Genomic DNA, 344 nt, shown 5'->3' with positions numbered 1-344 from the left:
CATGGCTCAAGCGTAGGGTTTTGAGTTGGTCGTTCAGTGCATTCATATCCTTTCTCCTAGTGATAACTATTCGGGCCACGAACATTGCTATGAACAAGGTTCGGCGTGCTCGTGCTGTCTTTGCTCAGCTGTCCTTCACGATTGTTTTTCAGCAAATTGCTGATGAAGGTGTAATTGGATTTTGTCAGCATCAGCGCATCTTTACAGGCTTGTTCAAGGCGCGGTTCGCCATAGGTTTTACTCAGACTGAGCAAGCCAAGACAGGAACGATAAGACTGCTCTGGATGAGGCTTGGAGTTCAGCATCTTATTGACGACTTCTCGTGTGGCTGCGCCGATATTGGC

1 pseudogene is annotated in these 344 nt (G+C 48.0%); it reads right to left on the bottom strand.

The annotated features are described in order from the left end of the window. Positions 1-56: 56 nt before the first annotated feature. Positions 57-344: pseudogene (locus A142_RS12540) on the bottom strand (IS21 family transposase); the annotation flags it as partial.

It is taken from the genome of Vibrio splendidus 12E03 (genome assembly GCF_000272105.2).
Classification (GTDB): Bacteria; Pseudomonadota; Gammaproteobacteria; order Enterobacterales; family Vibrionaceae; genus Vibrio; species Vibrio splendidus_I.
The sequence above is the reverse complement of the archived record's forward strand: the minus strand, read 5'-3'. Positions and strand labels throughout refer to the sequence as shown.